Genomic DNA, 25,681 nt, shown 5'->3' with positions numbered 1-25,681 from the left:
TTTATATAAAATTACGAAAAATTACTTGTTATTAGAACTCTTAAAATATTTCCTGTACTTGATATTTGCCAAAATACCTAACACGACTACAGCCAGCGCCATCCAAAAGAAATACGTTGGTGTACGCAGCTCCCCGCTTGCATACGAATGCAGCCCGGTGAGGTAGAAGTTCACGCCGAAGTACGTCATCAGTATGGATGCAAAAGCAAGCACGCTGAAAAAGTTGTATATCCATTTGCCGCGCAATGCCGGTACAAAACGCATGTGAATCACAAAAGCATATACCATGATGCTCACCAGTGCCCAGGTCTCCTTAGGGTCCCAGCCCCAGTAGCGGCCCCAGCTTTCGTTGGCCCATTGCCCGCCAAGGAAATTCCCTATAGTCAGCATGACTAAACCTACAGTAAGCGCCATTTCATTGATGTAGGTGATCTCTTTGATGTTAAGGTCCATTTTCTGCTTGTTCTTTTCGTTAGTGAACAGCATCAGGAACAGCGCCACAAGCCCAAGCACACATCCGAGGGTAAACGGCCCGTAGCTTCCCACGATAACCGCTACGTGTATCATGAGCCAGTAAGAATTAAGCACCGGCACAAGATTGGCTATTTCGGGATCGGTCCAGTTCCAGTGTGCCACCATCAATACCACGGATACTACAAACCCTGTGGATGCAACGGTAAGCTGTGATTTCCTCCCGAATGCCATACCGAAGAACATGGTAGCCCATCCTACATAAATAACCGATTCGTAAGCATTACTCCACGGTGCGTGGCCTGATATGTACCACCTTGCAATAAGGCCCAGGGTATGCAGGAGGAATAAAACCCCTATTATGACATGCGAAATATTGGCGCCTGCCTTAACCCATTTTGCAGGGTTAAATATCTTAATGATAACAAACAGGAACATCAGCAGGCCTGCATACATGTACCAAGAGAACAGCTTTTTAAAGATGTCAAATTTATTGTATAATATTTCCGCCTCGACCTTGTCATCGCTAGGCATAATGGATGCCCCATATTTGTGCTGGTACTTTTTAAGGCCTTCCAACAGGCTGTCTGCCAGTTTGTAATCTTTGGTCACTACTGCCTCACCTAACGATTGGAAGTAAGCCGGTACTACATTACGTATCGTATCGAGCCCGATGCCATCCTTAACGGCAGCTTCAGGGTAGGATAGCCATTTATTATCTTTATCGCCCGGCACCGGAAGCACTTTCAATATCTGTCCCGATATTGCCCAGTTAAGAAGGTTGATGCGCTTATCAAGGTCGATAAAATCCTTTTGGAACTGGTTTGGCTCCTTCTCTTTGTAAGCGCCATCGAGTATCTTCTCCAGCTTATAATTGCCCTGGTTGTCAAAAAAGTCGGACATCGCAGCAAATTTCGCTTCTTTATCCAGCCCTGCTATTTTCCTGATGCTGTCGTTACCGCGCTTTAGCTGTATGATCGGCACTTCATACCATAGCCTGTCCATCAGCGCCATTGACAGGAATACCTGGTCGGCGTTCATGTCTTTGTACGTATCGCTCTTGCTCACTTTGCGCAAAAGTTCTGAAGAGAATGTATTGGCAGGCTTCATCCTTCCGCCAAAATCCTGTATGATGAGGCGGCCGAATTTTGCAGCGTGCTCCTCGCTTACTTTGTATTTCTGAAGGATGGAGTCGATTTGCTTTTCGGTTGGCTTTTCATGCGCATGGTTTTGCGAATAGCCGTTAAGTCCGATAAACAATAAAAGTACTGCTGTTAATGATGCTTTTTTGGTCTGTATTTTATCCAGTTTCTTTTTCAGGTCGCCAAAACGGGTATTCTTATCGAACAGTATCGCCATCAGCCCGATGTACAGCAGGAAGTAGCCGACATACGATATCCATGTACCCCAAAAGTCGTGGTTTACCGATAACTTCGTGCCTTTCTCATCCCCATCAAAACTCGCCTGAAAAAAGCGGTAACCCCTGTAATCCAATACATTGTTCATAAAAATGCGGGTATCAAACGTATTGTTTTTTTCCTTATCTATCACAGTAACTTTACTTTCAAAAGAAGCATAGCTTTTCTCGGTACCCGGATATTTCTCGGCGATAAAATCGTTCAGCTTAATGGCAAACGGAAGGTCGTACTGCCTGCTTCCGTAAGTTACGGTAAAGTCAAGATTGCCCAGCTTAAACATTTGCGGCTCACCTATCTGGCCTTTGCCCCCAAGGAGTGTGACTTCCTTTTCTTTGCCATCCGCTTTTACGACTACCGTCAACGCCGACTGTTCTTTTGTTTTATAATCTTTATTGGACTTGTAAACCATTTTCCCCGTGATAGGCTGGTCGGGAATTACGAATACCGTGCCCGAAAGGTTGTATAGTGAGCGGAACATCAATGGCTGCGTGGTATCTTTGGCAACATTGCCCTGCATACGGTCTTTCATACGCATAAAGTTCCCTTCAAACGGCGTGTTGATGGTAAAGGTTTCGCCTTCTTTGTTGATATTGATAGCGCCCTTGGTAGGTTTGTTGAATGCAAACAATATATTATGGATGCTCTGTACCTCGCCTTCTTTCAGGAAATGGTCGTGGCGGGTACCCGAACCCTGCTCTACAAGCTTAAGGTAAAGCTTGCCGTTTTTATCCTGTACGATAGTGTCTTTCGCGCCAAGTACAAAATCCTTGTATTCTATCTCAACAGGGGTTTTGTCAAATTCATCTGAGATATTGAAATAATTAGAAGCCAGGAAAGGCACTTCTTTTGAGGAGAACAGCATCGGTTTTTCCAGCCTCTTGCGGCTCATCTGGCCGTTGTACTCGCCATCAATAAGTACCGTAAGATAAGCTTTATCAGAATAAAAGCGGCTTTCGGTCTCATTCTCGCGTATCGGCATCATGCCTTCAAAGCTGATGTATCGCGTTACGAACGCACCGGTTATGATAAGGATAAACGAAAGGTGCAAAAGCAGTGTGGCCCATTTTTCTTTTTTGTGAAGCTGGTAACGCTTTATGTTACCGAAAAAGTTGATTACAAAAAGCAGCATGATGGCCTCGAACCATTTTGCATTATAAATAAAAACACGGGCTGTTTCGGTATTGTAGGCGTCTTCGATAAAAGTACCAATTCCCATTGCCGCCGCAAAAACAAGGAAAAGCACAGCCATTAAACGTGTTGAGAAAAAGAACGAAATTATTTTATCCATGAGTGTGGAAAGTTGAATGTAAATTGGTGCAAAAATACTTAAAACTTCAGTTTAAAGCCTTACTTTACGGATAAAAATAAGGCCTGAAATATAATTTTATTATTAATCAGAAGTTAGGTATATTTGACGTTTAACCTGATTACTAACCAATACAAACTTTAGAGATTTAATGAGAATACCTAAATTACTGTTGCTCCTAAGCCTTACAGGATTAACTTCCTTCGCACAGGAAGCAGTGACAAAGAACAACCAGTCGGAATTTGACGATGTCATGTACCGCAGGGGCAACGAATACCGTGCAGCATCGGGTGTGCCGGGCCCCCATTACTGGCAGAACAATGCCGACTATGTTATTGAAGCCGAACTGGATGACAAAACCAACATCCTGAAGGGCAAAATGACGATGACCTACCATAACAACAGCCCGCAAAGCCTTGATTATATATGGATGTACGTAGAGCAGAACCGCTTTACACCGGATTCCCGCGGAACGCTCACCACTCCCCTTGCCGGCAACCGCTATTCGGGCGATACGGATGGAGGGCTTACCATAACCAACCTTAGCTCCAAAACGAAAGGCGATGCATCGAATAAATACCTTATTTCCGACACAAGGATGCAGGTTTTCTTTAACGAACCGCTTAAACCGAAAGCAAAGGCTACCGTTACCATGAACTTTGAGTTCAAGATACCGAAGGCGGGTATGGACCGTATGGGCCAGTTGAATACTCCTAAAGGTACAATTTACTCATTAGCGCAATGGTACCCAAGAGCAGCAGTGTATGACGATGTGGTAGGCTGGAATACAGAACCTTACCTTGGTGCAGGCGAATTCTATGTAGAATATGGCAACTTCGATTACAAGATCACTGTGCCTTATGACCATATTGTTGTGGGTTCGGGCGAATTGGTAAATGCCAAAGAAGTCCTTACCAAACAGCAGCAGTCCCGCTGGGAACACGCAAAACAAAGCGATAAAACTGTTTACCTTATCACTCCCGAAGAAGTGGGCAACACCAGCGTTACCAGGCCAATGCAAAGCGGCAAGGCAACATGGCATTTTAAAATGACCAATACACGCGACGTGGCGTTTGCAACCTCAAAAGCTTTTGTGTGGGATGCGGCTCGCATCAACTTCCCGAGCGGAAGAAAAGGTATGGCGCAATCTGCTTATAATACCGAGGTAAAAGGCACCAATGCATGGGGCCGCTCTACCGAATATACCAAAGCCGCTATAGAGCATTACTCAAAAATGTGGTTTGAATTCCCTTACCCTAACGCCGTGAACGTTGCATCTAATGCAGGCGGTATGGAATATCCGGGGCTTTCGTTCTGTGAAGCGGGAGCTACAGGCGCCAGCCTATGGGACGTGACCGACCATGAATTTGGCCATAACTGGTTCCCTATGATCGTGGGCTCTAACGAGCGCCGTTACGCATGGATGGACGAAGGGTTCAACACCTTTATCAATTACTACAGCACGCTTGCCTTTAATAATGGCGAATACCCTACTGATATTGCCAAAGCGCAGAACAGGGTACACTGGTTTAAATGGAAAAGCAGGGAAAGTATTTCCACCTACCCGGACATTGCCAAGAACATGAACCTGGGTTATACCGCTTATTACAAGCCTGCTACCGGGCTTATCATGCTTCGTGAGTACATCCTTGGGCATGACCGTTTTGACTATGCTTTCCGTAGCTATATCAAAAACTGGTCGTTTAAGCACCCGCAGCCTACCGACTTCTTCAACGCGATGGACAATGCTGCAGGCGAAAACCTGAACTGGTTCTGGAGGGGATGGTTCGTAGAGAATGGCAACATCGACCTTGGCATTCTTGACGTTACGCAGGATACAGGATCGGCAATCATTAAATTCGTGAACAAGGGTGATTTCCCAATGCCGGTAGTCTTCAAGATAACCTATGACGATGATACCATTGAGATGCGTACCCTGCCTGTAGAGGCCTGGATGCGCCAAAATGAATGGAAATACCTTGTAAAATCTGACAAGAAACTGAAATCCGTAGAGATCGACCCGCAGAGGTTTATCCCGGACATCGACCTGAAAGATAACAAATGGGTTAAAGAATAAATAGAAAGCGGCCGAAGCCGCTTTTATTTTTTTAGCCACGAATTACACTAATTTTCACAAATTTTTAGCTTCATTAAATTAGTCTTGGCTTGTTCCGGTTTTAATCAGGTAATCCATGTAGCTTAATTTGTGAAAATTAGTGTAATTCGTGGCTAAAAACTTCACTCTGATAACCTGAAAGTTTTTTCATAATTTAGCGACCATGTTAAGAGTAGTCATTATCGGTTCGGGAAATGTAGCGCAGCACCTTGCCAAAGCCTTCGTAAGATCAGGCAGGGCAACGCTGGTACAGGTGTATGCAAGGCATCCTGAAAAGCTGGCACACCTGCTTCCTGAAGAGAAGATTACAACTTCATTAGATACTGTTGCCGAAGCCGATATGTATATCATTGCAGTATCAGATGATGCGATTGCTGACGTTTCTTCTCAGTTACCATTTGAAGGAAGGCTGGTGGTACATACTTCGGGCAGCGTGTCATTGGAACAATTAGACGGCAAAAACCGACGTGGTGTATTTTACCCATTACAGACATTCTCTAAAAATAAGGATGTCGATTTTAAAAAGGTCCCACTCTGCCTGGAAAGTGAACATGAAAAAGACTATGCTGTTCTGGCAGAATTGGCAAAATCCTTATCTGACACGGTTCACAAAATTGGCTCGGAACAACGCAAGGCATTGCATGTAGCGGCCGTTTTTGTGAGCAATTTTTCCAATCACATGTACGCTCTTGGCAGCAGCATTTGTGAGGAAAACGATATACCATTCAGCATCCTGAACCAATTGATAATGGAAACCGCCGATAAGGTAAATACGCTCTCCCCGGCACAGGCGCAAACGGGCCCGGCAATAAGGCATGACGGGAAAACAATAGAAAAACACCTTGATTTCCTGAAAGATGGCAACAGGAAAGAAATTTATAAAGTACTAACCCAATCGATACAGAATACCAATGGCTGAAAGCTATAAAGAAATAATGAACAACATCACCACATTTATTTTTGATGTGGACGGCGTGCTTACCGATGGCACCATACATGTAACACCTACCGGAGAAATGCTCCGTAATATGAATATCCGCGACGGTTATGCCCTGAAAGCGGCTGTAGAGAACGGCTACACGGTATGCATCATTTCCGGCGGGCTGAACGAGGGTGTGCGTATACGCCTTCGTAATCTTGGAATTACCGATATTTACCTCGGCGTGCCAAATAAAGTAGAAACCTTTAATGAATTTACAGACATTTATAATATAAAGCCCGAGCAGGTGTTATATATGGGTGACGACATACCCGATTACCACGTGATGCAGCTCGTGGGATTGCCAACCTGCCCGCAGGACTCGGCACCGGAGATCAAAGAGATCAGCAGGTATATTTCGCACAGGAACGGCGGTACCGGCTGCGTGCGCGATGTAATTGAACAGGTAATGAAAGTACAGGGAAAATGGATGGAGCATTTTAATGCACGCTATGATTAAATTCCAAATAACAAATTCCAAATAACAAAATTTGAGCTCCAAACATCGGACTTCGGACTTCCGACATCGGACATCGGACAAATAATAAAATCCACGAATTGACTTAGAATGAAGATACTAAAACTCATAAACCTTCCTGACCTGCTATTGCTTGCTTTTGCCATGCTTGTTTTTTATTTTGGATTCCTTGACCGGCAGCAAGCGATAATGCCTGCGCTTAACGGATGGCAATATGCGATTTTGACGTTATCCTGTGTATTAATTGCTGCGGGTGGATTTCTGATGAATAATGTAGCGGGAATCGGCCGCCCGGATACAGGCCTTACGGAAGCACAGGGATATAACCTTTATATAGCGCTTACCCTTATCGGTGTAGGCCTTGGATATTATATTGCGAATTTTGTGGGCAAACCTATGTTTGTAGGCATATTTGGAGTTGCAGCAGCAACCATCTATATTTATGCCACCAGCCTTAAGCAAACGCTGCTTATAAGCAACATAATTGTGGCGCTTAGTATTGCATTGCCGGTTGTTGCCATTGGTATCTTTAACCTCTACCCAATCCTTACGCCGGATAACCAGCCGATATTGGCTACCCTGTTTTCCCTATTGCTGGATTATGCCATATTTACATTTACGGTGAGCCTGCTGCTTACTTTTGTAAACGACCTTGCCAATACCGACAGCGACTACAATTCCGGTATAACAACGCTCCCTATAGTGATGGGTAAAGACAGGACCATAAAGGCCGTATGTGGCTTTACGATCGTACCTTTGGCAATGCTTGCCTACTATGGCAACACGTATATTATCGACCTTTTATGGGCATTGGGATACGGCCTTTTGTTTATCGTCGGCCCGATGATCTATTTCATTATAAAAATGTGGAGCGCCAAAACGCAGAAAGATTTTAAGCATCTTGAAGTCGTGCTTAAGCTCGTGCTGCTTTTCACGGCTATATCGATGGCTGTAATAACCTTCAATATCAAATACAATGCTCAGGGATAAATTAAAAAACTATAAAGTGGTCCTGGCATCAGGTTCGCCACGCAGGCAGCAGTTCCTCAGGGAGTTGGATGTAGATTTTGAAGTGCGCCTTAAAGACGTTGAGGAAATTTACCCTGATACCCTTAAAGGTGCCGAAATAACCGATTACCTTGCCGAGCTAAAAGCAGCAGGGCTTGAAGAATCGCTTTCGGATAACGAGATACTTATTACCAGCGATACAATTGTTTGGCTGGAAGGCAAAGCATTGGGCAAGCCAACGGACTATGACGATGCTTTTGCTATGCTGCAATCGCTTTCGGGCAAAACGCATGAAGTCATAACATCGGTATGTATAAAAAATACTGATAAGAAAGACATATTCCACGAGACGACCAAAGTGACATTCAACCAACTGTCTGACGAAGAAATAAAATACTATCTCGACAATTACAAGCCTTTCGATAAAGCAGGTTCTTATGGCATCCAGGAATGGATCGGGCTGGTAGCTATTGCAAAAATAGAAGGGTCGTATGCCAACGTAGTGGGAATGCCGGTTGATAAAGTATACCGGCATTTGAGTAACTTTGCATAAATGAAAGATTTTCAGCATCATGAATATTATACGGAAATACTACGCACAGTTATAACTGTAATAGTATTTATTGCACTGAGCCAGATAATAAAGCGGCTTACAAAGCGCTATGCCCGTACAGCCCACCTTTCGGAACACCGTACCAACCTTATCACGAAGTACATCGATATTTTTATGATGGTATTGTTCGTAGTAGTGATAATTGCGATATGGGGTGTAAATTCGCAAGACCTATACGTAGTATTTTCTTCCACGTTCGCAGTTATTGGTGTTGCCTTTTTTGCCCAATGGTCCATACTCAGCAATATAACTTCGGGAATGATCCTGTTCTTCACTTTTCCATTTCGCATAGGCGATGTGATAAGGGTGCATGACAAGGATTTCCCCATAGAAGCCCAGATCGAGGATATTAAGGCGTTCCACACCATACTCCGCACCCGTGCCGGTGAACTTATAACCTACCCTAACAGCCTGCTGCTCCAAAAAGGAGTGAGCATCGTCCCGATAAAACAAGAGGATAAAGAATTTTACGATTAAACACAATGCAAAAAACATTTATATACCTGTTATTGTTTTCCTACGCTCTTTGCTTCGCACAGCCCCAAAAGCCGTCGTCGGCAGAGATTTACAACAAGCTTGAAAAACTCAATTTTCTCGGTAGCGCTTTATATATAGCAGCCCACCCGGATGACGAGAATACAAGGCTCATTTCTTTCCTCGCGACAAAAGAGCATGCGCGCACCGGCTACCTCTCACTAACACGCGGTGATGGCGGGCAGAACCTCATAGGCCTTGAGTTACGCGAACTACTTGGCGTGATCCGTACACAGGAACTTATCGAAGCGCGAAAAATAGATGGCGGTGAACAGTTCTTTAGCCGTGCGAATGATTTCGGGTATTCTAAAATGCCGAATGAGACACTGGAAATTTGGGATAAGGCCAAAGTGCTGCAGGATATGGTTTGGGTTATCCGCAAGTTCCGGCCGGATGTGATCATCAACCGTTTTGACCACCGTTCGCCGGGCACCACACACGGGCACCACACGTCTTCGGCCATGCTCACACAGGAAGCCTGGAACCTGGCAGCCGACCCCAGCTATGAGCCGAAACAACTAGAGTATGTAAAAACATGGCAGCCAAAGCGTCTGCTGTTCAACACATCATGGTGGTTTTTTGGCAGCAAGGAAAATTTTGAAAAAGCAGATAAATCTAAATTTGTCAACCTACAGACGGGCATTTATTTCCCATTGCTTGGAAAATCGAACCAGGAAATCGCAGCACTTAGCCGCAGCAAACACCGGTCGCAGGGATTTGGCTCTACCGGCCAGCGTGGTGATGACATGGAGTACCTTGAGCTAATTAAAGGCGACGACCTGAAAAACAGGCAGAACCTTTTTGAAGGCATTGACACTACATGGGGCCGTGTACAGGGTGGTAAGCCTGTGGGCGATGCCATGGCTGCCATACTAAAGGATTTTGATTTCAGGAACCCTTCGGCGTCTGTACCGGCGCTTGTGAATGTGTATGTGATGATCAGTAAGCTGGACGACAAGCACTGGTCGCGCATCAAGCTTGAGGAAGTGAAGGACATCATTGCAGCCTGCAGCGGATTGTACCTTGAGGCTGTAGCAGAACAGCAATCCATCACACCGGGAAGCACCTTAAAGTTAAAATGGGAAGCCATCAACCGCAGTAGTATCCCGATGACATTGGAATCTATAACAAGCGCCGGAAACGTTGCATTACCCCTTGACAATAATGTAGGCCAGGCAGGCGACATCGATATTAAGATAGCAGAAAACAGTAATTTCACTTCCCCCTACTGGCTTACCGAAAAAGGCACATCAGGTATGTACCGTGTGGATGACCTGCAAAAGATAGGCATCCCGGATATTATCAGGGAGCAGTTCGTGGATTTTAATGTGCGTATTGGCACAACTACTATCCCTTTTAAAAGGGAGATTGTTTATAAATCGAATGACCCTGTAATGGGCGAAGTGTACCAGCCGCTGGATATCATCCCTGCTGTTACCACCAAGATACTAAACAAGGTGCAACTATTTACCAATAATAAAAAGCAGACCATCAGCATCCGCATAAAAGCGGGTATCGAAAATTGCAAGGGCAGCCTGAGGTTTGAGCTTCCAGAAGGATGGAAAGTTACCCCTGCATCGATACCTTTTGAGCTTGCACGAAAAGGAAGCGAAACAGTGGTTGATTTTGAAGTCACACCTCCTACAGAACCAAGCGAGGTTACAGGCAGAAGTGTTGCAACTATAAACGGCAGGGATTTCGACAGGGAACAGATCATGATCAACTACCCGCACATTGTGTCGCAGCAGGTGTTGATGCCGTCTACAGCGAAATTCACAAAAGCCGACCTGAAGATACGGGGCGAAAAAATAGCCTACATCATGGGTGCGGGCGATAACGTTCCCGAAAGCCTTAGGCAGATGGGTTATGAAGTGGCATTGCTTACCCCGGAAGCGATCTCGGCAGAAACGCTGAAGGGCTTTGATGCCGTAGTTATGGGAATACGTGCCTACAATGTGCTTGACGCGCTGGCTTTCAAACAGCAGATATTGTTCGATTATGTAAAGAACGGCGGAAACATGATAGTACAGTATAACACAACGGGAGAATTGGTTATAAAAGACCTGGCGCCCTATGCCCTACGGTTATCACGTGACAGGGTAACTGAGGAAAACGCTAAAATGACCTTCCTTGCCCCATCGAACCCGGTACTGAACTACCCCAACAAGATCACCGAGAAAGACTTTAAGGGCTGGGTGCAGGAACAGGGATTGTACTACCCTGACCAGTGGGCGCCTGAATTCGTACCGGTGCTTTCGTCCAATGATAAAGGCGAAGATGCTAAAAAAGGCGGGCTGCTTGTAGCAAAGTATGGCAAAGGTTACTATATTTATACCGGGCTGAGCTTTTTCCGCGAATTGCCGGAAGGCGTTTCGGGGGCTTACAGGCTGATGGCGAATATTATTGGCATAGGGAAATAATTGATTATTTTTGATTGACTATTGCCTTATCGGCCGCAACTAAAAACATAATAAATAGAACATAGCAAATGAAAGATAATCCGTCATCATGGAAAAAGAGCTACTCGCTGGTGCTGCTGCTCAACGTGATCTACATACTGCTTTTCTATTTCCTAATGCAAATTTTCTCCTGATATGCAGTTATACGACTGGATCATCCTATCGGCAACGCTGATCTTTATTGTGGCCTACGGGGTAATAAAAACAAAAGGCAGCAAGAATGTCGAAGAATATATACTAGGCAGCAACCAAACCCCTTGGTGGACGGTTGGCCTGTCGGTTATGGCTACACAGGCCAGCGCCATTACCTTCCTTTCCACACCGGGGCAGGCTTTCCATGACGGAATGGGGTTCGTGCAGTTCTATTTCGGGCTGCCATTGGCTATGGTGGTCATCTGCATTACCTTCATCCCTATTTTCCATAAATTAAAAGTATTCACGGCTTACGAATTCCTTGAGCAGCGCTTCGATGTAAAGACAAGGACGCTTACATCGGTCATTTTCCTGATACAAAGGGGGCTTGGTACCGGGCTTACCATATATGCCCCGGCTATCATCCTGTCATCTTTGCTGGGCTGGAACCTGAACCTGATGAACCTGGTTATTGGTGTACTGGTGATTATTTATACCGTTTCGGGCGGGACAAAAGCTGTGAACGTTACGCATAAGCAGCAGATGTTCGTGATCATGACCGGGATGGCATTTGCCTTTTACATGATACTTGAATACCTGCCGGAGGACCTCAGTTTTACAAACGCGCTTCATATTGCCGGAGCTAATGATAAACTGGACATACTCAACTTTTCGTTCGATCCCGAAGAGCGCTATACTGTTTGGAGCGGTATTGCGGGCGGTTTCTTCCTAATGCTGGCCTACTTCGGTACCGACCAGTCGCAGGTACAGCGCTACCTTTCAGGGAAGTCCATTCGCGAAAGCCAGATGGGGCTTATCATGAACGGCCTTTTGAAGGTGCCTATGCAGTTCTTCATTCTGTTGATAGGTGTTATGGTATTCGTATTTTTCCAGTTCCACTCTGCGCCGCTGCACTTTAACCCGAACAATACGGCGATCATCAACAGTTCGCAATACAAAGGAGATTACCAGCGCCTTGAAGGCCAGCTTAAAGATGTTGCCGCAGAAAAAGAAGAGATCAGCCTGCTGTATGTGCACCAGCTCAACCAGGATTATGATAATAAAGAACTTCATAATAAGCTTGTAGCCCTCAACAGCAGGGAAAAAGACCTTCGCGACCAGGCAAAAGACCTTATAAAAAAGGTAGATAAGAACGCAGAAACCAACGATAAGGATTATGTTTTCCTGTACTTCATACTGAATTTCCTTCCGCATGGGCTTGTGGGGCTGCTGCTGGCTGTGATATTTTCGGCGGCTATGTCGTCCTCGGCATCGGGGCTTAATGCGCTTGCTTCCACAACGACCATAGATATTTATAAACGCTATGCAAAAACTGAAAAGCCCGAAAAGCATTTTGTCGATATGACAAAGCTATTCACGCTCATGTGGGGGGTTATCGCGATACTTTTTGCCTGCTTTGGCACGTTGTTCGAAAACCTCATCCAGCTGGTGAATATCATCGGGTCAATCTTCTACGGAACGGTGCTTGGTGTATTCCTGGTAGCTTTCTACATCAAATATATTGGTGCCAAAGCCATGTTTTGGAGCGCGCTGATAACCCAGTGCATCGTGATCGCCATCTACAAGGTCTTCGTGTACGACCTGGAAATACTCAGCTATTTGTGGCTGAATGTCATCGGGGCCACCCTGACGATAGTATTAGGGTTGCTGCTACAGCGGTTTATGGGCGATAAGGATAAACAACAGGAGTTAGCAGCGGTTTGATTTGGAGCAGCCATCTAAGCGCTTATTGCAATACTTCGTCCCGGAAAATTTTCATTTCACTAATCTACAAAAAAGAACCATATATTGATATAAAAAACGGCCACCTGCCGGCAGCCGTTCCTCACAGTAGTGATAAACAATTATTTTCTACTCCACTAGTTGATGAAGTCCTTGTTTATTTTCACGTAACCAGCATATTATGTTATAATTTCCCCAGGAATTCTTTATAGGCTTTTTTTAAATCGTCTTTCTTTAAATTTTTTTTTTTGCGTAAAAAAATTTAAACCGCGAGTAGCTTATTTTTTCAAAATGGGGAGTAATAATAATGCTGTCTTTTTGAGTCAAATAGTTATCTATAAGTGCCAGAGCATTATCAGAATTTGTCATAAGATCATATTTCTTTAAATTCGACGAGTACGGATTACGAGTTCGTATCCATTGAGAATAATAAAGAGTATCCGTTTCGTATTTCAATAAGAAATCTATTATTGTTTTATCTGCATCAAAAAAATCTTTTACCGATTGTTGATACATTTTTTTATCTTCTTGGTATTTTTTTTCATTGGTATTAAAAGCTTCAAAATAATCAATTGAACCCATTGTATCATACAAAAAGATATAGTTCTTTGAAAGTCCACCTATTATTGCATCATAATTTGATCCTGTAAGAAAAACAATTAATAAGAAGTATATTATTTTCATAATTATTTTATTTGATGATTATTTTATAACCTACTAAATTATGAAAATATACAAAAAAAACGGCCACCTTCCGGCAGCCGTTCCTCACAATAGTGATAAACAATTATTTTCTGCTCCACTCGTTTATAGAGTCTTTGTTCATTTTTACATAATCAGCATTACCCGCTTTTTCTGATGCAGCAAGCGATAGTTTAGCGGTTTCAATAGCGCCTTTCTTGTCACCCAGCTTGGCCTGGATCAATGATTTCTGCCTTAGGAAGTAGAATGGCACATCAGCCGAATTAGGGAACTTGGCAATAGCCTGGTTCATCCATACCAATGCTTTGTTCTGGTCGCCGTTGGACTGGTAGTAATACTGCGCAGCTGAGAAAAGGTCGTTAGCTGATGGCCCACTGATCACTGCATCGATGCTCTGCATGGCCATTTTTTTGGTAGGCACTTCAAATTTAAGCGCTATCATTGTTTTTTCCCACGCGATCTCAAGGAAAGCATAGTCATTGTCAAGTCCGTTAACGCCTATAGTAAGCGTTTCTACAGGGCGTGAAAGGAACTCCGGTTTAACCGATGCGCGCAATACTTCTTTGCTGTCATCATATTTTTCAGGAAGGCCCCAGTTGTTCGTATCGTTATAGAAGATCACATCCCAGCTGTCCGCTTTTGGTTGCGTATATAGCGCATAATGGCCTGCCTTAAGCGTTTTTCCGGCTATTACCACATCATTGCTAAAGCTGATGATCGTGTTAGCATTAGCGCCTGTCCTCCACATTCTTCCGAATGGTACAAGTTCCCCGTAAACCGACCTTCCCCTTGCACTCGGGCGGGAATATTCGATTTTAACATCTGTAAGGCCTACTTTCTGCTCGATAACTGCTTTCGGGCTGGCCTGCGGCGTTACGATCTGCGCCTGTCCGGTCACCATAAACGCCAGCACAAGGGCTGCAGTAACAAATATTTTCTTCATGATTCTGTATTTTATTTAAATGTTTGCAACTGCGAAATTAGTGATTAATGATTTTACGACTGTTAAAAAAAGTTAAAATTCCTATAGAAATTTTAAGAATTATGGCTTCAGATTGCTAACTTCACCAATTAATTATTTCGATGCTATGCTATACACCCTACATACAAAACAAAAGCTGCCTGTATCATTGCAGGAAGCGTGGGATTTTATTTCCGACCCGAAAAACCTTGCAGTGATAACGCCTGATTCTATGGGATTCAAAACCCTTTCCGGCGATGACCGCGCGATGTATCCCGGGCAAATCATCCATTATATTGTAACGCCCGTACTGGGCATAAAATTGCAATGGGTTACCGAAATTACCCATGTGGTTGACAAAAGCTTTTTTGTAGACGAGCAGCGCTACGGCCCCTACTCCTTCTGGCACCACAAGCATTTTTTAAAAGAAATTCCGGGTGGCGTGGAGATGGAAGACATTGTGCATTACAAAATCCCGATGGGATTCCTGGGCAGGCTGGTGCATCCTTTCCTGGTCAGGCCGAAGCTAAAGGAAATTTTCGCATACAGGGAAAAGAAATTAATTGAGTTATTTGGCGAATGGAAGGAGAAGCAATAAACATATTCTGGTTTCGCCGCGACCTGCGGACAGAAGATAACACCGGACTCCATGCCGCACTGGCATCAGGCAGGAAAGTGCTGCCTATTTTTATTTTTGATAAGAAAATATTAGATGAGCTGCCAAAGGATGATGCGCGCGTGACGTTCATCATGTCGCTTTTGGAAGGCATACAGTCGGAACTCAAAAAGTCCGGTCGCTCACTTGCGGTCTTTTATGATAAGCCCGAAGCAGTGTTTGAAGAACTGGTTTCCAAACACAACGTAGGGGCGGTTTATACCAATCACGACTACGAGCCGTATGCTATTAAAAGGGATAAAGAGATACAGGAGTTGCTGGCGGCTAAAAACATTGCTCTTAAAACCTTTAAAGACCAGGTGATCTTTGAAAGGGATGAAGTGGTAAAAGATGACGGCTCGCCTTATGTGGTATATACCCCTTACATGAAACGTTGGAAAGAGCGTTTCAAAAAAGAGGCTATCGTTCAGCATCATGAAAAACTGACAGCTGAGAATATCGCCATTCATTCCTACCCTTTTTTAAGCCTGAACGATATCGGTTTTACGGAATCAGATATTAAACCTGCGCCATACAATATTTCGCATTCGCTGATTGATAATTATGAAGATACACGCAATTTTCCGGCAATTGATGGCACATCAAAGCTAAGTCCCTACTTGCGGTTTGGTGCGGTAAGCATACGTGAATTGGTTAAAAAAGCATTGGAGAGCAGCAACGGTACTTTCCTGAACGAACTGATATGGCGTGAATTCTTCATGCAGATTTTATGGCATTTCCCCGAAACCGTGACCAAAAGCTTCCGCCCAAAATACGACAATGTAAAATGGCTCTATAATGATGCCGACTTTAAAGCCTGGTGTGAAGGAAAGACCGGCTACCCTATTGTAGATGCAGGGATGCGGCAGATGAATGCCACCGGCTTCATGCACAACCGTGTGCGCATGATAACGGCAAGCTTTTTATGTAAGCACCTGCTCATTGACTGGCGGCGCGGCGAGGCTTATTTTGCCCAAAAACTACTGGATTATGAACAGTCGAGCAATGTAGGCAATTGGCAATGGGCATCGGGTGGCGGTGTGGATGCGGCGCCTTATTTCAGGATATTCAACCCTTCGGAACAGATAAAGAAATTCGATAAAGACCTACGATATATAAAGCAATGGGTACCGGAATTCCAGGAAATGAATTACCTCCCAATCGTTGACCATAAAGAAGCGCGGGAACGGGCACTGAAGGTATATAAGGAAGCTGTGAGTTAAGCCCCCATCCCCCAAAGGGGGCACCACTGTTGCTACTCCCCCCTAGGGGGTTGGGGGGCTAATTTCTGTATATTCCAGAAATCAAGTTCGCTGAAATCAGTTATAACCTTATTGGCCAGTGAGGTATCCTGCCCCATCGAGTGCTCGCTCTTGTAACCAATGCAATAGACACCGGCAGCTTTTGCGGCTTTGATGCCGTTGGTGCTGTCCTCAATAATGATACATTCTTCTTTTGTAAAGCCCGACCTTTCAACGGCTTCAAGGAAAATAGCAGGATTTGGCTTAGAGAACTCAAAATCCTCTCCGCTTATGGTTGCATCAAAATAAGGATGCAGCCCGAAACGGGTAAATACCTTTTCTATTTTTCTCTTGGATGCCGAAGAGGCTAACAGCAGTTTCATTCCGTTGCTGTGTAAGTTCATAATAAGATCCTTTACGCCGGGGAGCAAAGCCAGATCGGTGGCGTTATCAAATGCCTCGAAGTAGTATTTGTATTTTTCTTTCAGTAGCTCTTCGTGTGTCTTTTCTATCGGGTAAAGGTCTTTTAGCTTCTGGATGATATTCTTATCAGAGTTCCCTATGAATGTGGCATATACATCATCCGGCACGGTAATGCCCAATGCCTTATATAGCTTCTGGTTAGCACCGTAACCAATTGGCTCAGTATTCACCACTACCCCATCCATATCGAATATTACGGCTTTTTTCATTTTTATTTGTTTATTGTCACATCGAGCGCAGTCGGGATGCTTACGTATGGTTCTCGACTGCGCTCGAACTGACAAGCAGGGTACTGTAGCCTGAAAACTGTGACTAAAAACTATATGATGTTTTTTATCTTTTCAAAGTTAAGCTCATTAAAATGACTGATCACCATATTGGCTTCCGCCAATTCCTGCAATACAGCATTCTCGCTTTTGTAGCCAATGCAGAAGATATCGGCGGCTTTTGCGGCTTTAATACCATTGGTGCTGTCTTCGATTACGATGCATTCTTCTTTCGGCGAACCGGAGAGTTCAGCAGCCTTTTCAAAAATGGCAGGATGCGGCTTTGATTTTGGAAAATCCTCACCACTCACAATGTGCGTGAAATAAGGATACAGGTCGAAACGCCTGAATACCCTCCCGATAGTGACTTTAGCAGAGGAAGAAGCTAACACCAGCTGCATGCCGTTGCTGTGAAGGTCGACGATCAGGTCTTTTACGCCGGGCAGCAGGTCGAGGTCCTCTTTCTGGTCGAAGGCATTATTGAAAAGTTCCCTCTTATAGTCTACCAAACCATCGACTTCATCAAGCAATTGAAAAGCCTCCTTCAGTTTCTGGTACACATTTTTAGTAGAATTGCCGGTAAAGGTGGCATACATTTCATCGGGAACATCTACACCCAAATGTTTGAAATGCTGCTGGTAGGCAAAATAGTGGACAGGTTCGGTATCTACGATCACCCCGTCCATATCGAAAATAACGGTATTTATCATGGTCTTCTTAAAATGCAAAAGTACATTATGCACCTGTAAGAATAAAACCCGAACACTTAAGATATCGTTATTTTATGCTGCCTGGCATTCCGACGCACATTTACGGCAGACTTCGGCACATTCCCTGCAGTGGTCGTGATGGGCTGCGAACTTTTCGCATTCCGCGGCACATGCCGTACAACTTTCAACGCAAAGCTGCATCACATCATGGCTGAATTCGGAATCACGCTGCTCCAGCTTTATACACAGCGCACAAATTTCGGCACAATCGCGGCAAAGCGCTATGCAACGAAGGTGGTCGGCACTTATCATTTTAATGCACTCGGTGGCGCACATCTCGCACGCGGCAAAGCAGGCAAGGCATGCTTCTATCATGGCTGAATTTTTCATAGTCAGTACTTTATGGTTTATCACAAAGTTACCTTTTCTAAAAAGCACCTACTGTTATAAGGCTGTTAAACGTTAGCCAATTTATATACGGTTTGATATTTGTTATTTGGATTTTGTTATTTGAGATTTGGAGCTTGGAATTTGTTATTTGGAATTTGCAATTAAACCTTTTGCCGTAACTTTAGTCAAATAACAAACGTTTCCAACTTGCAGGACGAAAAGGCATTTATAACGGAATTGCTCAACCTGGCAACGCAAAATACTGCGTTCAGGCAGCTTGTATCGCAATACAGCAGGCCGTTGTACAGCCATATCCGTACTATTGTGCATGACCATGATGATACGGACGACGTACTGCAAAACACTTTTATAAAAGTTTTCCAGAACCTGAAGAACTTTAAGGGCGAAAGCAAGCTGTTCTCGTGGATCTACCGCATTGCCACGAACGAAGCAATTACCTTTATTACATCAAAAGCGAAGAAGAACAACATCAGCAGTGAAGAAGTTCAGCAAAAAGCGATACAGAACCTGCAGGCAGATGATTATTTTGAAGGCGATGCGTTGCAACTAAAGCTCCAGCAGGCGGTTGCCACACTGCCCGAAAAGCAGCAGCTTGTCTTTAAGATGAAATATTTTGAAGAACTGAAATACGAGGATATATCCGAGATATTGGGCACATCGGTCGGGGCGCTTAAGGCGTCCTACCATCATGCCGTGAAAAAAATAGAAGATTACGTCAATACACATTAAACCTTTTACCAATATATAAGTCTTATTGCTATGAACAATTTCAGATTAGATAAAGAACCAAAGATAACATCGGGATATAAAGCCCCCGATGGATATTTTGACAGCTTTACCGAAAGGCTCATGCAGCAGCTGCCCCAACAGGAAGCTAAGGTAATACCGTTGTATAAAAGAAAGCCGGTATGGCTCTCTGTTGCGGCCTCATTCATAATAATGCTTACGCTGGGTGTTTTCCTTACAACGAATACTTCCACCCCACAGCCTGATGACGAGGCAATTGAAAGTTATCTTGCTTACCAGACGAATATTAACTCCTACGACCTGATGCAGCACCTCGATACGCAGGACATTGCAGAGCTCGAGCAGTCGATCCCTGTGAGCGATGAAGCCATTGAAGAATACCTTTCTGATGAATCTATAGACCTAAATGAATAACTATGAAAATGAAGCTGATATTACCGTTATTGTTAGTCTTTTCCCTTGGGGCTTTTGCCCAGGACGGCAAGGATAAAAAAGAAAAGTGGGCACAAATAAAAGCGCTTAAGGTATCTTTTCTTACCACGGAACTCAAACTAACTTCTGAAGAATCGGAAAAATTCTGGCCGATATATAATGCTTATGAAGAGAAGCAATTTAAAATAAAGCACGACAAGATGCGCCCGCTCATCAAAAAAATTGATGAGATCGGCCCTGATAAAATGTCTGAAAAAGATGCGTTGTCTTACCTTGACCAACTGGAAGATGCGGATGAGGAGTTGTTTAACTTACGCAAAAAGCTGGTAACCGACATGAAGCCTTTATTAGGCCCGGCAAGAGTACTTAAATTGAAAAAAGCAGAGGAAGATTTTAATAAAAAGCTCCTTAGTAAATACAAGGATAAAAAAGGATAAAATAATTTTAGATAAGTATTAGTTACTCTGGGGGCTTCGGCCCCTTTTTTGTTTTTGATATTTTTTTAGCCACGCAATTACACGAATTTTAACTAATTGAGTACTGCTATCTATAATTTGACCTTTCAATTTAATTTGTGAAAATTCGTGTAATTCGTGGCAAAAATTTACTTCAACCTCAATCGTACGATCTTCTTTTGCCCGGCGAGGATAACCGTTTTGGCATCGGCAAAGCGCAGCGTGTGGTAGTTCTTTTCGTTGAATATCTTTTTCCATGTAGCGCCACGGTCATAGGAGTAATAGATACCTGACGGCCCTGCTGTCATAAGCTCATCGCCATTGCTTCCGGGAATAAACTGCACACAGGATGCATATCCAAACCCTTTGCCGTCAGCGATCTTTTCCCAGGTCTTACCGCCGTCTTCTGTAATTATTTTATTGCCGGTGTTGGCTTCAGGTTTTTCGTAATTGCCGCCCACTGCAAAGCCGGTATTTTCATCATAAAAATCGGCTGAGTATATTCCATCGGCTTCAGTGCCCTGGATTATAGGAGTATCATACACTTTCCAGCTTTTGCCTTTATCCGGCGAAAAGAATACCCTTGATTTTTTCCCTCCCGATACGATCCAGGTGTTGTTCTCCTTAACAATGAGGTTGGTATTGCTTGCCGCAAAAGCCGCCTCGCCTTCAGCAACTTTTGGCATGGTGCCGCAACTGATCTTTTTCCAGGTATTGCCGCCGTCTGATGTGGTGATAACAGAAAGGCAGCCATCTGTAGGGTCGCCCATCGCAATGCCGTCTTTGTCATTATAAAATTGCATGCTGTCATAAAACACCTTCTCCCCGCTTTCGGAATATACCTCTTTGCTGGTTTTGCCGTCTTTAGAAATTTTATAGAGCATCGCGGGAGTGCCAACATTCAATATGAAAACATCATTTTTGGTTTGCGCAATCGCCCTGAATTCAGGGAATAGCGTATCTTTTGCGATAACGCCGCTAAAGTTTTTCCCGCCACTGAGCGATACCCACCCATATTTGCCCATGCTGCCCGCATACCAGGCTTTGTCGCCGTCAATTGTAATGGCCCTGATGCTGATTTCTTCATTAAGCAGCGTATCTGCTACCACAGAAGTGAAAGATGGCTCGTAGTCTTTTTTCTCTTCTTTTTTGCACGATAATAATGCTGTAGCAAATAATACTATCAAAAGGCTTTTTTTCATGGATATCGGGTTTATTACGCTAAGGTACTAATTTTACCCCGCAATCCTTTCATCAATATAATTCAGGAGATCGAACAATCTAACTGTCAAAAGATCCAATAATCTTAAAGCTGCCTGTTTTTCCCATCCAGCAGGTATATCCATATCATTCGCGAAAGCCTGAAATTAAAGGTACTGAGCAATACAGATAATATGCCTATTAGCACGATCATAGTTACGATCTCTTTTACAAAAAAATGTGCCAACAGGAAAAACACGATCATCTCGCCTACTGTTACCGCATAGCTCACGAACATTGACCCAAAAAAGTAACCTGGCTCTTTCTCGAACTTGTGGTTACACACCGGGCAGTGCTCATTCATCCTCGGCATCCGGAATAGCAGCGGATTGCCTTTTGAGCTGAATACCTTTCCTTTACCACATTTTGGACATTTCTCTGTTATAATTCCGACTAAAGCTGACATATTGTTTTTTTGGTAAATTTACGACTATTAACCATAACAGTGCAATAGCATATTTACGCTAAAATTTGTACTTTTCGGACATTATTATAATCAATACAGTTTACATGCCGAAGAAAACAGCTGTGCTCCATATTGAACAGTTCCACGACAGCCACAGCCATGAGGACTTTTATGTCAATACCATGCAGGAGCATCTGCAAACGCGCCATAAGGACATCGCACTGCCACATTCCCACGATTTTTACCTTGCCATGCTTTTTACTAAAGGCAATGGCTTCCATGAAATTGATTTTACTACCTATGCCGTTAAGCCCGGTACCCTTTTCTTCCTCAATCCGGGTCAGACACACCATTGGGAACTTTCAGAGGATACCGAAGGTTACATTTTTTTTCATACACAGGAATTTTACGACCTGTATTATACGCATAACCGGATCAACCGGTTCCCTTTCTTTTACAGCATGCATCAGTCGCCTGTCATTTATTGCGATGCTTTAGCAGAAAACACAATCGAAAGGTTATTTAAGTGGATACTTGAGGAAAATAGTAATGATAAACTACTAAAGAAGGAAGCCCTTACCAGCCTTATCGACCTGGTGTATACAGAGAGCTCCCGCATTTACCAGCAGCAGAACCCTGCCATTACCGACAGCCATAATGGCTACTACACAAAATTCAGGGAGTTTGAAGCTTTGGTAGAACGGCACTTCCGTGAACTGAAGCTCCCTTCGGCGTATGCCTCGCTATTGGCCATGACATCCCGGCACCTGAACCGGATAACGCAGTCGGTCATCGGCAAAACGGCAGGCGATGTGATTATGGACCGCGTATTGCTCGAAGCAAAAAAGCTACTTGTGCTGCAGCGGGAAAGCTTTAATGAAATCGCGCACTCCTTAGGTTATGAGGATTATGCTTATTTTTCAAGGCTTTTTAAAAATAAGACAGGGGAAACGCCTTCGGAATTTTTGGGGAGGTATGGGAAGAGATAACAAGTAATTTTTTAGCCACGAATTACACGAATTTTCACAAATTACAGAAAGCTATCTGAGGAATGTCTTCATAGAGTAAATATAATGTTAAGTACTTTTTATGTATAGCCGCATTTATCTTGCATTTAAAATTATAGGGCAGAACTTACCAAATAAAGTAAAACTTCTTTAATCACCTTATTTTGCATTAAATAATTTGTGAAAATTCGTGTAATTCGTGGCTAAAATATCATATTTGATTAGTGGCGTACGCCGGTTATATTCCAGATTCCCTAAAATTTCAATACCTTTGCGGTTCAATTTTTTACAATGAGATTACACAGGAATTTAGTTTTTACGGTTATTGACTCCCTTGGGTTTATTTTTAATGATGGCGAATATGCCGATAAGGTGGTTGCCCGCGCCCTTAAGAAAGACAAGCGCTGGGGCAGTGCCGACCGCAAATTTGTTGCCGAAACGATATATGAAATAGTACGCTGGAAGCGCCTTTATACCGAAATTGCCGAAGTGAAGGAACCGTACGATCGCGACAACCTGTGGCGCATATTTGCTGTATGGGCAGTGCTTCGCGGCATAACCCTGCCCGACTGGAAGTATTTTGAAGACACCCCTGTGCGTCGTATTAAAGGCCGTTTTGACGAACTTTCTAAAATACGAAAATATCGTGAATCGATCCCGGACTGGATGGACGAACTCGGTATAAAAGAGCTTGGCGAAAAGAACTGGGAAAAAGAGCTTGCCGCACAAAACGAGCAGGCCAAAGTGATACTTCGCGTAAACACTCTGAAAACTACACGCGAAAAACTAAGGGCGCTATTGATGGACCTAAACATCGAAACAGAAGCCCCAAAAGAATATCCGGATGCACTGATACTGAAAGAACGTTCGAACGTTTTCCTGACCGATGCCTTTAAAGAAGGCTTGTTTGAGGTGCAGGACGCCTCGTCGCAAATGGTTGCCCGTTTCCTTGAGGTAGAGCCGGGAATGCGCGTAGTAGATACCTGTGCCGGTGCAGGTGGAAAAACGCTGCACATGGCCTCCCTTATGGAGAACAAAGGCCAACTTATTGCGATGGACCTTTATGAAAGCAAGCTAAAACAGCTGAAAATTAGGGCAAAGCGTGATGGCGCCTTTAATATTGAATACCGCATTATCGACAGTACCAAAGTTATAAAGAAACTGCACGGCAAAGCCGACCGCGTACTTATTGACGCGCCTTGCAGCGGGCTTGGCGTGCTGAAAAGAAATCCGGACAGCAAGTGGAAACTGCAGCCTGAATTTATAGACAACATCCGTAAAACGCAGGCCGAGGTTTTGGAAAGCTATTCTAAAATCGTAAAGCCCGGCGGAAAGCTGGTATATGCCACATGCTCTGTGTTACCCTCTGAAAACCAGGAACAAGTCAAGAACTTCTTAACTACAGAAATAGGCAAAGAATTTACTTTCGTAAAAGAAAACAAGGTCCTTGCGTCCGAAAGTGGCTTTGACGGCTTTTATATGGCGTTGCTGGAACGTAAAAAATAAATGATTTTCGGTGTTAAATTTCAGTTAGTGTGGAAATTATCACCTACATTTGACACCCTAAAAATTTAGAATGAAAAAAATAATTACCTTTTTGCTGGCTGCATCTACCGGTGTAGTTTTTGCACAGGACGGAGCCCCGGCTTCTCCTTATTACAATGGCTTTAATTTCAACCAGAGCGGCATGGCCTTAAAATCTGCACTGGCGACTAAGATTACAACCACCCATACAAAGCAGCTTTCTTACCAGGAGGCAGAAAATGCTATAAAGATTGTTGACCTTGACCCGGCAGATGCTACACATACCAACCTGTTTATGATCTATGGCTTTAGCAGCAATATGTGCCCGGCCTCTACTTCTGACGATAAAGACCACAGGAGAAGGGACAAGAACATGGACGATGACGGTACTGCAGCGCCATGCCTTTGGAACAGGGAGCATACGTACCCAAAAGCATTAGGAAACCCTGACCTTGGAACTTCCGGCCCCGGCGCCGATGTACACCATATAAGGGCTGCTGATAAAAAACGTAACGGCGACAGGAATAACGATAAATTTTTTGACGGTTCCGGAAATTCATTTGAAACCGGCGAGCAATGGTATCCCGGTGACGAATGGAAAGGTGATATCGCCAGGATGATGATGTATATGTACCTTCGCTATGGCAACCAGTGCCTTCCTAAAAATGTAGGTGTTGGCGCTACCGTTGCTACCGACCCGAATATGCTTATGCTATTCCTTGAGTGGAATGCCGAAGACCCGGTATCGCAGTACGAAGACAACAGGAATACCTACCTTGGCAATGCCGGCAATGCATATGGACAAGGCAACAGGAACCCATTTATCGACAACCCTTACCTTGCTACCCTTATATGGGGCGGCCCGGTAGCCCAGGACCGCTGGGGCATTGCAGGTGTTGAAGACCACCTTATGGCTACTGTATCGGTGTACCCTAACCCCGCAGTGAACAATGAAGTGAATATCTATTCTGAAACCGAGCTGGACGAAATACAGCTTATCAACCTTAACGGACAGCTGGTACAGTATATTCAGAAACCAAAAGGCGAAAACAATACCTACAAGCTGAGCAACCTTCCGCAAGGCTTCTACCTCCTGAAGGTGACAGCCGATGAGGGTTCGGCCACGAAGAAGATCGTAGTGAACTAATATTGAGCCTCCCACAC

Annotated in this window: 24 protein-coding genes; 16 read left to right on the top strand and 8 right to left on the bottom strand. The window is 44.0% G+C overall.

Annotation, left to right across the window (positions count from 1 at the left end):
• Positions 1–21: 21 nt before the first annotated feature.
• Positions 22–3,177 carry a cytochrome c biogenesis protein gene (locus HYN59_RS11860; protein ID WP_108778463.1) on the bottom strand — a complete coding sequence of 1,052 codons (3,156 nt, stop codon included), beginning with the start codon at positions 3,175–3,177 and terminating at the stop codon, positions 22–24.
• Between the two features lie 169 nt (positions 3,178–3,346).
• Here HYN59_RS11860 and HYN59_RS11855 point away from each other — a divergent pair, with 169 nt between their 5' ends.
• From HYN59_RS11855 to HYN59_RS11820, 8 genes are all read left to right on the top strand, one after another.
• On the top strand, positions 3,347–5,272 hold the full coding sequence (locus HYN59_RS11855) for a M1 family metallopeptidase (RefSeq protein WP_108778462.1): 1,926 nt from the start codon (positions 3,347–3,349) through the stop codon (positions 5,270–5,272).
• A 202-nt stretch (positions 5,273–5,474) separates the two neighbouring features.
• Positions 5,475–6,230, top strand: a complete 756-nt coding sequence (locus HYN59_RS11850) for a Rossmann-like and DUF2520 domain-containing protein (protein WP_108778461.1) — start codon at positions 5,475–5,477, stop codon at positions 6,228–6,230.
• Positions 6,223–6,750 carry a KdsC family phosphatase gene (locus tag HYN59_RS11845; protein ID WP_108778460.1) on the top strand — a complete coding sequence of 176 codons (528 nt, stop codon included), beginning with the start codon at positions 6,223–6,225 and terminating at the stop codon, positions 6,748–6,750. The genes HYN59_RS11850 and HYN59_RS11845 overlap by 8 nt, the downstream gene beginning before the upstream one ends.
• A 108-nt stretch (positions 6,751–6,858) precedes the next feature.
• Positions 6,859–7,758: a UbiA family prenyltransferase gene (locus HYN59_RS11840; protein WP_108778459.1), complete on the top strand. Its 900-nt coding sequence runs from the start codon at positions 6,859–6,861 to the stop codon at positions 7,756–7,758.
• Positions 7,745–8,329, top strand: coding sequence for a Maf-like protein (locus HYN59_RS11835; RefSeq protein ID WP_108778458.1), 585 nt, complete (start codon positions 7,745–7,747; stop codon positions 8,327–8,329). The genes HYN59_RS11840 and HYN59_RS11835 overlap by 14 nt, the downstream gene beginning before the upstream one ends.
• Complete coding sequence (locus HYN59_RS11830; protein WP_108778457.1) at positions 8,330–8,866, top strand: mechanosensitive ion channel domain-containing protein; 537 nt, start codon at positions 8,330–8,332, stop codon at positions 8,864–8,866. It begins immediately after the preceding gene.
• A 5-nt stretch (positions 8,867–8,871) separates the two neighbouring features.
• On the top strand, positions 8,872–11,343 hold the full coding sequence (locus HYN59_RS11825) for a PIG-L family deacetylase (protein WP_108778456.1): 2,472 nt from the start codon (positions 8,872–8,874) through the stop codon (positions 11,341–11,343).
• 174 nt (positions 11,344–11,517) lie between these two features.
• Entirely contained in the window at positions 11,518–13,239 is a 1,722-nt protein-coding gene (locus HYN59_RS11820; protein ID WP_108778455.1) for a sodium:solute symporter family protein, read from the top strand.
• A 252-nt stretch (positions 13,240–13,491) separates the two neighbouring features.
• Here HYN59_RS11820 and HYN59_RS11815 read toward each other — a convergent pair whose 3' ends face one another.
• Both HYN59_RS11815 and HYN59_RS11810 read right to left on the bottom strand, forming a co-directional pair.
• Positions 13,492–13,941, bottom strand: a complete 450-nt coding sequence (locus HYN59_RS11815) for a hypothetical protein (protein WP_108778454.1) — start codon at positions 13,939–13,941, stop codon at positions 13,492–13,494.
• Between the two features lie 103 nt (positions 13,942–14,044).
• Positions 14,045–14,902, bottom strand: a complete 858-nt coding sequence (locus HYN59_RS11810) for a DUF2911 domain-containing protein (RefSeq protein WP_108778453.1) — start codon at positions 14,900–14,902, stop codon at positions 14,045–14,047.
• A gap of 145 nt (positions 14,903–15,047) precedes the next feature.
• Here HYN59_RS11810 and HYN59_RS11805 point away from each other — a divergent pair, with 145 nt between their 5' ends.
• Both HYN59_RS11805 and HYN59_RS11800 read left to right on the top strand, forming a co-directional pair.
• Complete coding sequence (locus HYN59_RS11805) at positions 15,048–15,518, top strand: SRPBCC family protein (protein WP_108778452.1); 471 nt, start codon at positions 15,048–15,050, stop codon at positions 15,516–15,518.
• Positions 15,500–16,798, top strand: a complete 1,299-nt coding sequence (locus tag HYN59_RS11800) for a cryptochrome/photolyase family protein (RefSeq protein WP_181369429.1) — start codon at positions 15,500–15,502, stop codon at positions 16,796–16,798. The genes HYN59_RS11805 and HYN59_RS11800 overlap by 19 nt, the downstream gene beginning before the upstream one ends.
• 32 nt (positions 16,799–16,830) lie before the next feature.
• Here HYN59_RS11800 and HYN59_RS11795 read toward each other — a convergent pair whose 3' ends face one another.
• The 3 genes from HYN59_RS11795 to HYN59_RS11785 form a co-directional block, all read right to left on the bottom strand.
• The gene (locus HYN59_RS11795) at positions 16,831–17,508 is read right to left on the bottom strand and encodes an HAD family hydrolase (protein WP_108778451.1); all 678 of its coding nucleotides are present in this window, start codon (positions 17,506–17,508) and stop codon (positions 16,831–16,833) included.
• Positions 17,509–17,618: 110 nt separating this feature from the next.
• Positions 17,619–18,275, bottom strand: coding sequence for an HAD family hydrolase (locus HYN59_RS11790; RefSeq protein WP_108778450.1), 657 nt, complete (start codon positions 18,273–18,275; stop codon positions 17,619–17,621).
• Between the two features lie 72 nt (positions 18,276–18,347).
• Entirely contained in the window at positions 18,348–18,665 is a 318-nt protein-coding gene (locus HYN59_RS11785; protein WP_108778449.1) for a four-helix bundle copper-binding protein, read from the bottom strand.
• 207 nt (positions 18,666–18,872) lie between these two features.
• Here HYN59_RS11785 and HYN59_RS11780 point away from each other — a divergent pair, with 207 nt between their 5' ends.
• Genes HYN59_RS11780 through HYN59_RS11770 form a run of 3 tightly spaced genes read left to right on the top strand, consistent with a single transcriptional unit; the run spans position 18,873 to position 20,302 of the window.
• Positions 18,873–19,415 carry an RNA polymerase sigma factor gene (locus tag HYN59_RS11780; protein WP_108778448.1) on the top strand — a complete coding sequence of 181 codons (543 nt, stop codon included), beginning with the start codon at positions 18,873–18,875 and terminating at the stop codon, positions 19,413–19,415.
• A gap of 30 nt (positions 19,416–19,445) precedes the next feature.
• Positions 19,446–19,847: a hypothetical protein gene (locus HYN59_RS11775; RefSeq protein WP_108778447.1), complete on the top strand. Its 402-nt coding sequence runs from the start codon at positions 19,446–19,448 to the stop codon at positions 19,845–19,847.
• An 8-nt stretch (positions 19,848–19,855) separates the two neighbouring features.
• Positions 19,856–20,302, top strand: coding sequence for a sensor of ECF-type sigma factor (locus tag HYN59_RS11770; RefSeq protein ID WP_342748322.1), 447 nt, complete (start codon positions 19,856–19,858; stop codon positions 20,300–20,302).
• A 167-nt stretch (positions 20,303–20,469) separates the two neighbouring features.
• Here the strand turns inward: HYN59_RS11770 and HYN59_RS11765 are convergent, their stop codons facing one another.
• Both HYN59_RS11765 and HYN59_RS11760 read right to left on the bottom strand, forming a co-directional pair.
• Complete coding sequence (locus tag HYN59_RS11765) at positions 20,470–21,522, bottom strand: WD40/YVTN/BNR-like repeat-containing protein (RefSeq protein ID WP_108778445.1); 1,053 nt, start codon at positions 21,520–21,522, stop codon at positions 20,470–20,472.
• A 104-nt stretch (positions 21,523–21,626) separates the two neighbouring features.
• Positions 21,627–21,986 carry a DUF983 domain-containing protein gene (locus HYN59_RS11760; protein ID WP_108778444.1) on the bottom strand — a complete coding sequence of 120 codons (360 nt, stop codon included), beginning with the start codon at positions 21,984–21,986 and terminating at the stop codon, positions 21,627–21,629.
• A gap of 104 nt (positions 21,987–22,090) precedes the next feature.
• On the opposite strand from HYN59_RS11760, the gene HYN59_RS11755 reads away from it, so the two are divergent.
• From HYN59_RS11755 to HYN59_RS11745, 3 genes are all read left to right on the top strand, one after another.
• The gene (locus tag HYN59_RS11755) at positions 22,091–22,975 is read left to right on the top strand and encodes an AraC family transcriptional regulator (RefSeq protein ID WP_146185929.1); all 885 of its coding nucleotides are present in this window, start codon (positions 22,091–22,093) and stop codon (positions 22,973–22,975) included.
• 309 nt (positions 22,976–23,284) lie between these two features.
• Positions 23,285–24,499, top strand: a complete 1,215-nt coding sequence (locus HYN59_RS11750; protein ID WP_108778442.1) for an RsmB/NOP family class I SAM-dependent RNA methyltransferase — start codon at positions 23,285–23,287, stop codon at positions 24,497–24,499.
• 70 nt (positions 24,500–24,569) lie between these two features.
• Positions 24,570–25,664: an endonuclease gene (locus HYN59_RS11745; protein ID WP_108778441.1), complete on the top strand. Its 1,095-nt coding sequence runs from the start codon at positions 24,570–24,572 to the stop codon at positions 25,662–25,664.
• Positions 25,665–25,681: the final 17 nt, after the last annotated feature.

This window comes from Flavobacterium album, assembly GCF_003096035.1.
Taxonomy (GTDB): Bacteria; Bacteroidota; Bacteroidia; order Flavobacteriales; family Flavobacteriaceae; genus Flavobacterium; species Flavobacterium album.
The sequence above is the reverse complement of the archived record's forward strand: the minus strand, read 5'-3'. Positions and strand labels throughout refer to the sequence as shown.

Coding starts and splice junctions, on each gene's coding strand:
- HYN59_RS11800 (WP_181369429.1), top strand. CDS start 15,500: ATGGAAGGAGAAGCAATAAACATATTCTGGTTTCGCCGCGACCTGCGG.
- HYN59_RS11815 (WP_108778454.1), bottom strand. CDS start 13,941: ATGAAAATAATATACTTCTTATTAATTGTTTTTCTTACAGGATCAAAT.
- HYN59_RS11850 (WP_108778461.1), top strand. CDS start 5,475: ATGTTAAGAGTAGTCATTATCGGTTCGGGAAATGTAGCGCAGCACCTT.
- HYN59_RS11770 (WP_342748322.1), top strand. CDS start 19,856: ATGAAGCTGATATTACCGTTATTGTTAGTCTTTTCCCTTGGGGCTTTT.
- HYN59_RS11835 (WP_108778458.1), top strand. CDS start 7,745: ATGCTCAGGGATAAATTAAAAAACTATAAAGTGGTCCTGGCATCAGGT.
- HYN59_RS11805 (WP_108778452.1), top strand. CDS start 15,048: ATGCTATACACCCTACATACAAAACAAAAGCTGCCTGTATCATTGCAG.
- HYN59_RS11830 (WP_108778457.1), top strand. CDS start 8,330: ATGAAAGATTTTCAGCATCATGAATATTATACGGAAATACTACGCACA.
- HYN59_RS11745 (WP_108778441.1), top strand. CDS start 24,570: ATGAAAAAAATAATTACCTTTTTGCTGGCTGCATCTACCGGTGTAGTT.
- HYN59_RS11795 (WP_108778451.1), bottom strand. CDS start 17,508: ATGAAAAAAGCCGTAATATTCGATATGGATGGGGTAGTGGTGAATACT.
- HYN59_RS11750 (WP_108778442.1), top strand. CDS start 23,285: ATGAGATTACACAGGAATTTAGTTTTTACGGTTATTGACTCCCTTGGG.
- HYN59_RS11845 (WP_108778460.1), top strand. CDS start 6,223: ATGGCTGAAAGCTATAAAGAAATAATGAACAACATCACCACATTTATT.
- HYN59_RS11775 (WP_108778447.1), top strand. CDS start 19,446: ATGAACAATTTCAGATTAGATAAAGAACCAAAGATAACATCGGGATAT.
- HYN59_RS11790 (WP_108778450.1), bottom strand. CDS start 18,275: ATGATAAATACCGTTATTTTCGATATGGACGGGGTGATCGTAGATACC.
- HYN59_RS11820 (WP_108778455.1), top strand. CDS start 11,518: ATGCAGTTATACGACTGGATCATCCTATCGGCAACGCTGATCTTTATT.
- HYN59_RS11840 (WP_108778459.1), top strand. CDS start 6,859: ATGAAGATACTAAAACTCATAAACCTTCCTGACCTGCTATTGCTTGCT.
- HYN59_RS11785 (WP_108778449.1), bottom strand. CDS start 18,665: ATGAAAAATTCAGCCATGATAGAAGCATGCCTTGCCTGCTTTGCCGCG.
- HYN59_RS11765 (WP_108778445.1), bottom strand. CDS start 21,522: ATGAAAAAAAGCCTTTTGATAGTATTATTTGCTACAGCATTATTATCG.
- HYN59_RS11755 (WP_146185929.1), top strand. CDS start 22,091: ATGCCGAAGAAAACAGCTGTGCTCCATATTGAACAGTTCCACGACAGC.
- HYN59_RS11810 (WP_108778453.1), bottom strand. CDS start 14,902: ATGAAGAAAATATTTGTTACTGCAGCCCTTGTGCTGGCGTTTATGGTG.
- HYN59_RS11860 (WP_108778463.1), bottom strand. CDS start 3,177: ATGGATAAAATAATTTCGTTCTTTTTCTCAACACGTTTAATGGCTGTG.
- HYN59_RS11855 (WP_108778462.1), top strand. CDS start 3,347: ATGAGAATACCTAAATTACTGTTGCTCCTAAGCCTTACAGGATTAACT.
- HYN59_RS11760 (WP_108778444.1), bottom strand. CDS start 21,986: ATGTCAGCTTTAGTCGGAATTATAACAGAGAAATGTCCAAAATGTGGT.
- HYN59_RS11825 (WP_108778456.1), top strand. CDS start 8,872: ATGCAAAAAACATTTATATACCTGTTATTGTTTTCCTACGCTCTTTGC.